The following is a 5,007-nucleotide window of genomic DNA, read 5'->3' as shown; positions in this document are numbered from 1 at the left end:
ACACCCCATAACTTTTTTTGGGGGGGTGGCTTTGCCTACCCGGGTGGTTTTTTTTGGGGGGGGGGGGGGGGGGGGGCCCCCCCCCCCCCCCCCGGGACCGGCGGCGACGAGCAGCAGGGCGGCTCCGGCCAGTAGCGCCCGTCCCGGGCCCGAGCGGGCGGGAGCAGTGCAAACCCGTGTCCACAGGGTGGCCGAGCCGCGCCGCCGAAGGCGGCGCCCAATCGCGTTCGATCTCCAACCGGCAGGGTTCATGGACACCGACCCTAGGCATCCATCCGGCGTGCACCCGGTAGGACAGCGCCGGGAATCGCCGGGAATTCACCCGGCGGACGGTAGGGCGTCACGCTCCGGCCGACTGCCGGAACACCCGAACGGCCACGTGCGGTTCACGGTTCTGCCACCGAATCGTCGTGGCGTGGTCGGGATTCGGTCCGGATACTGGGTCTCAGCGTCGTCGGTGATCCGGAGGTGGTCGAGGTGCGCGTGATGGAATGGTCGGCCGCCCGGTCGATACCGATTGCCGCCGGGCAGACCTGGGGCCTGGACGGGCCCGATTTCCTGCTGGTGTATATACCGCTGGCGGTGGCCGCGGTGGTCGCCGGATTCTGGCTGCGCGGCCGGGTGCTGGCCCCCGTGGGCCCGCCGGCCGAACAACTCACCCCGTACGAACTCGGGATGCTCACCGGCGACGACCGGGCGGTCATGGCCTCGGTCGCCCTGCTGCGCGGCCACGATCTCATCGACAGCGCCGGTCATCCGACCGGCAAGCCGGTACCGGGTGCCGCGCTCGATCCGTTCACGCTCGCGGTGGCGCGGCGGATGGACGAGTCGAAGCAGAGCTTCTCCGGTGTCGCCCACCGGATGCGCGCCGAGCTGACGGATCTGCGTACTTCGCTGCGCGGTCGCGGCTACCTCACCGATTCCGGTGATTCGGCGAGACTGCGCCGGGCCGGTATCCCGATCGTGGTGGTCGCCGCGCTCGGCGTGCTGCGGCTGATCGCCGGGGTCGCGAACGGCAACGCGGTGCTGCTGCTGGTGGTGGTGCTGGTCGTGCTGGCGCTCGCCGGATGGCGGGTGATGGCGCCGGTGCGGGTGACTCCGCTCGGCCGGGCCGCCCTCGACGACGCGACCGCCCGGCACCGGCATCTGCGGCCCTCGAACTCACCCTCCTTCCACACCTACGGCGGGGCGGCCGCCGGTCTGGCGGTCGCGCTGTTCGGAGCGCAGGCGCTGATCCTGCTGGACCCGGCCCTGAACGGGGCAATGGGCGATCCCCGGGTCGACGGCGGGGGCGGCGGCGACGCCGGTGGTGCTTCCGGTGGCGGCGACGGCGGCGGCTGTGGTGGTGGCTGCGGCGGATGCGGCGGCTGACCGGTGTCCGGTCCACTACCCGAGAACGGGCTCGGTATCGGCTGGCGGCCGCAGATCTGCGGTGTGATCGAGCATTTGGACGGCCTCGCCTTCTGTGAGGTCATCGCCGAATCGCTGGGCCCGGTGGGCCGATCCGGCGGCGTCGCCGTGCCGGAGGAACTGGAAGCGCTGCGGGCCCGCGGCACCCTCGTGGTCCCGCACGGTATCTCGCTGTCGCTGGGCGGCGCGGAACCGGTCTCGGGGGCGCGGGTGGAGCGGCTGGCGAGCTGCGCCGGGGCGGTTTCGGCACCGCTGGTCAGCGAACATATCGCCTTCGTCCGGGCGGGCGGGCTGGAGGCCGGGCATCTGCTGCCGGTGCCGCGTACCCGGGAAGCGCTCGATGTGCTCACCGCCAATATCGCGCGCACGGTGGCGGGCTTGGACGTCCCGCTGGCAGTGGAGAACATCGCGGCCATCTTCGACTGGCCCGACGACGAGATGACCGAAGCGCAGTTCCTCACCGAGATCGTGGACCGCACCGGCGTATATCTGCTGCTGGATATCGCGAACGTCTATGCCAACGCGCGTAACCGGGGCCGCGATCCCTATACCGAATTGGCCGCGCTACCCACCGAACGGATCGCGTACTGCCATATCGCCGGTGGCGCGGAGGCCGGGGGGAGATATCACGACACCCACCTGCATCCGATTCCCGCCGAGGTGCTGAAAATGGTGGCCGAATTCGTCCGTCACCATCCGGTGCCGCTGATGCTGGAACGGGACGGCAACTATCCACCGGCCGACGAACTGCTCGACGAATTGGACGCGCTGAGCAATGCCGCGGCGCGCGCGCCGATCACGGCCTCGGCTCGGGCGGCACTGCGATGACCGGAACCGACGGACCGGACCTGGCGTCCCGGCAGGCGGCATTGGTCCGCGCGCTGGTGACGGGGGCGACGGTGCCACCCGGTTTCGACGTCTGCGCGGTCCGCGCGGCGGCGGACGCGGTGCTGCACAAACGGGCCCGGGAGGTCGCTGCCCGCTATCCCGGCCTCGAACACGCCGCGGGCCCGGATTTCACCGAACGGTACGTGGCGTGGGCGCGGACCCGGCCCAAACGCGGTACCGCGGCCGACGCGCGGCGGTTCGCCCGCGACACCGGTATCCGGTGGGGCGGCCGAGGTCCGGAATGGGCGGAACGGGTCATCGGACCGCTGCGGCGCCGCATCCGCCCCGGCTACTGAATCACCTGGTGAGAGCATTTTTCACGGGATGTACCGGCCACTCTTGCCTATACGTATATGTCTACGTATAGTCGGTTCATGCCCAATAAGACCATCTACGTCGCCGACGATGATCTACCGCTGTTCCAGCGGGCGCAGGAACTGGTCGGTGGCAACCTCTCCGGCGCCGTGGTCACGGCCCTGCGGCGGTTCATCGAACTCGAGGAGGGCAAGGTCGAGGGCTACGACGAGGTGGTGCTGCGGGTCGGGCACAACGGGGTCCGGCAGGTGCGGTTCCAGGGCTCGCTGCTCGGTGAATACCGGGACGAGGACGACGAGCGGATGGAACATGTCCGCGTATTCCGCAGCCGTAAGGGCAAATTCGTCCTGCATGCCCAGTACTCCAAATGGTCGGAGTATCCCGAGAGTCAGAACTGGGTGCGGGATCTGAAGAACTGGCGCCGCATGCTCGGGCTCGAACAGGACTGGGGCGATTACCTTCTCACCATCACCGACACCCTCGAGGAGTTGAAAGGCAAGGTCCCCGACCAGATGTACCGGCGGATCTCCGAAATAGCCGAAATGGCCCCGGTGGAGGATCTCGACATCTGATCGGATCCCGAATTCGCCGGTAACCGCCCGAGCACCACCCCCCACGCCGCGACCCGGGGAGCGGTGTCGATAAGACATGCCCACATACGCACTTGAACATGTATCTCAGGAGGTCTCAAACATGAACAACGGACGCGGCCCCGCGATCCGGGCATCCGGACTGCGCAAGTCCTACGGCGATACCGTGGTGCTCGACGGCGTCGATATCACCGTCCCCGAGGGCACCATCTACTCCCTGCTCGGACCCAACGGCGCCGGGAAGACCACCACGGTCCAGATCCTGAGCACCCTGAACGCCCCGGACGGCGGGGATATCCGCGTCGGCGGGCACGATCCGCGCACCGAACCCGACGCGGTGCGCACGGCGATCGGGGTCACCGGGCAATTCGCCGCCGTCGACGAACTCCTGACCGGCCGGGAGAACCTCCGGCTCATGGGAGATCTGCACCGGATTCCGCGCCGCCGCACCCGTGAACTCGCCGACGAACTGCTGGCGCGCTTCGATCTCACCGCGGCCGCCGACAAGACCGCGAGCAGCTACTCCGGCGGTATGACCCGCCGGCTCGATCTCGCCATGACCCTCGTCGGCGATCCGCGCATCATCTTCCTGGACGAACCCACCACCGGACTCGATCCGCGCAGCCGCCGCACCATGTGGGAGATCATCGGCGGTCTGGTCCAGGACTACGGCGTCACCGTGTTCCTGACCACCCAGTACCTCGAGGAAGCCGACCGGCTGGCCGATCGCATCGCCGTCCTCGACCGGGGCCGGATCGTGGCCGAGGGGACCTCGGCCGAACTCAAACGACTCGTTCCCGGCGGCCATATCCGGGTGCGGTTCGCCGACGCGGCGGCGCTTCGCTCCGCCGCCGTGGTCTTCGGTTCGGGTGCTCGGGCCATCGACGACGAGCTGACCCTGGCCGTCCCCGGCGACGGCGCCCTCGGATCGCTGCGCGCGGTACTCGACCGGATCGACGCGCACGGCTTGCCCGCCGAAGGTCTGTCGGTCCACACCCCGGATCTCGACGACGTCTTTCTCACCCTCACCGGAACCCCCACCGCAGAAAAGGAACCCGTGCGATGACCACCCTCACCCACGCGCCGCGGCCGGCCACCCCGCTCGCGGATACCTGGACCATGCTGCGGCGCAATCTACTGCTGGCGCGTCGCTATCCGAGTATGACGATCTCCGTCACGGTGATGCCGATCGTGCTGCTGGCCGTATTCAACTACATCTTCGGCGGCGCCCTGGAATCCGGCCTCAGCGGTGACGGCAGCGTCGACTACATCGACTATCTCGTGCCGGGAATGCTGCTCATGCTGCCCGCGTATCTCACCGCGTCGGTGGCGGTATCGGTGTGCACCGACGTGACCAAGGGCATCGTCAACCGATTCCGGACCATGGCGATCACCCAGTCCGCACTGCTCACCGGGCATGTACTCGGGGTATTGGTCCAGGCCGTCCTGGCGCTGGCCGCGATGCTCGGGGTCGCGGTGCTGATGGGATTCCGCCCGTCGGCGACCGCGCTGGAATGGGCCGCCGCGATCGGCTTCCTGCTCCTGGTGGTGTTCGCCCTGACCTGGCTGTCGGTCGCGTTCGGCCTGGTCGCGCCGAACCCGGAAAGCGCGAGCAACCTGCCGTTCCCGATCATCATGCTGCCGTTCCTGGGCTCGGGTCTGGTCCCCACCGACACCATGCCGACGGTGATGCGCTGGTTCGCCGAGTACCAGCCGTTCACCCCGTTCACCGAAACGCTGCGCGGCCTGCTCATGGGCAGCGCCATCGGGAACAACGCGCTGATCTCGTTGGGCTGGTGCCTGG

6 protein-coding genes are annotated in these 5,007 nt (G+C 68.8%); all 6 read left to right on the top strand.

Annotated features, from left to right (window positions below):
• Nucleotides 1-486 precede the first annotated feature (486 nt).
• On the top strand, nucleotides 487-1,371 hold the full coding sequence (locus tag ACWDU1_RS29445) for a TIGR04222 domain-containing membrane protein (protein WP_450003449.1): 885 nt from the start codon (nucleotides 487-489) through the stop codon (nucleotides 1,369-1,371).
• 3 nt (nucleotides 1,372-1,374) lie between these two features.
• Complete coding sequence (locus ACWDU1_RS29440; RefSeq protein ID WP_450003447.1) at nucleotides 1,375-2,238, top strand: DUF692 domain-containing protein; 864 nt, start codon at nucleotides 1,375-1,377, stop codon at nucleotides 2,236-2,238.
• Nucleotides 2,235-2,594 carry a hypothetical protein gene (locus ACWDU1_RS29435; RefSeq protein ID WP_450003446.1) on the top strand — a complete coding sequence of 120 codons (360 nt, stop codon included), beginning with the start codon at nucleotides 2,235-2,237 and terminating at the stop codon, nucleotides 2,592-2,594. The genes ACWDU1_RS29440 and ACWDU1_RS29435 overlap by 4 nt, the downstream gene beginning before the upstream one ends.
• A gap of 78 nt (nucleotides 2,595-2,672) precedes the next feature.
• Nucleotides 2,673-3,185, top strand: a complete 513-nt coding sequence (locus ACWDU1_RS29430; RefSeq protein WP_450003444.1) for an EXLDI protein — start codon at nucleotides 2,673-2,675, stop codon at nucleotides 3,183-3,185.
• Nucleotides 3,186-3,306: 121 nt separating this feature from the next.
• Nucleotides 3,307-4,269: an ABC transporter ATP-binding protein gene (locus ACWDU1_RS29425; protein ID WP_450003442.1), complete on the top strand. Its 963-nt coding sequence runs from the start codon at nucleotides 3,307-3,309 to the stop codon at nucleotides 4,267-4,269.
• Nucleotides 4,266-5,007 (top strand): ABC transporter permease (locus ACWDU1_RS29420; RefSeq protein ID WP_450003440.1); only part of this gene is annotated, 742 nt, incomplete at its 3' end. The genes ACWDU1_RS29425 and ACWDU1_RS29420, both read left to right, overlap by 4 nt.

The organism is Nocardia sp. NPDC003345, assembly GCF_053589395.1.
Note: the sequence above shows the minus strand (reverse complement) of the source record. Positions and strands in the feature narration are given on the sequence as shown.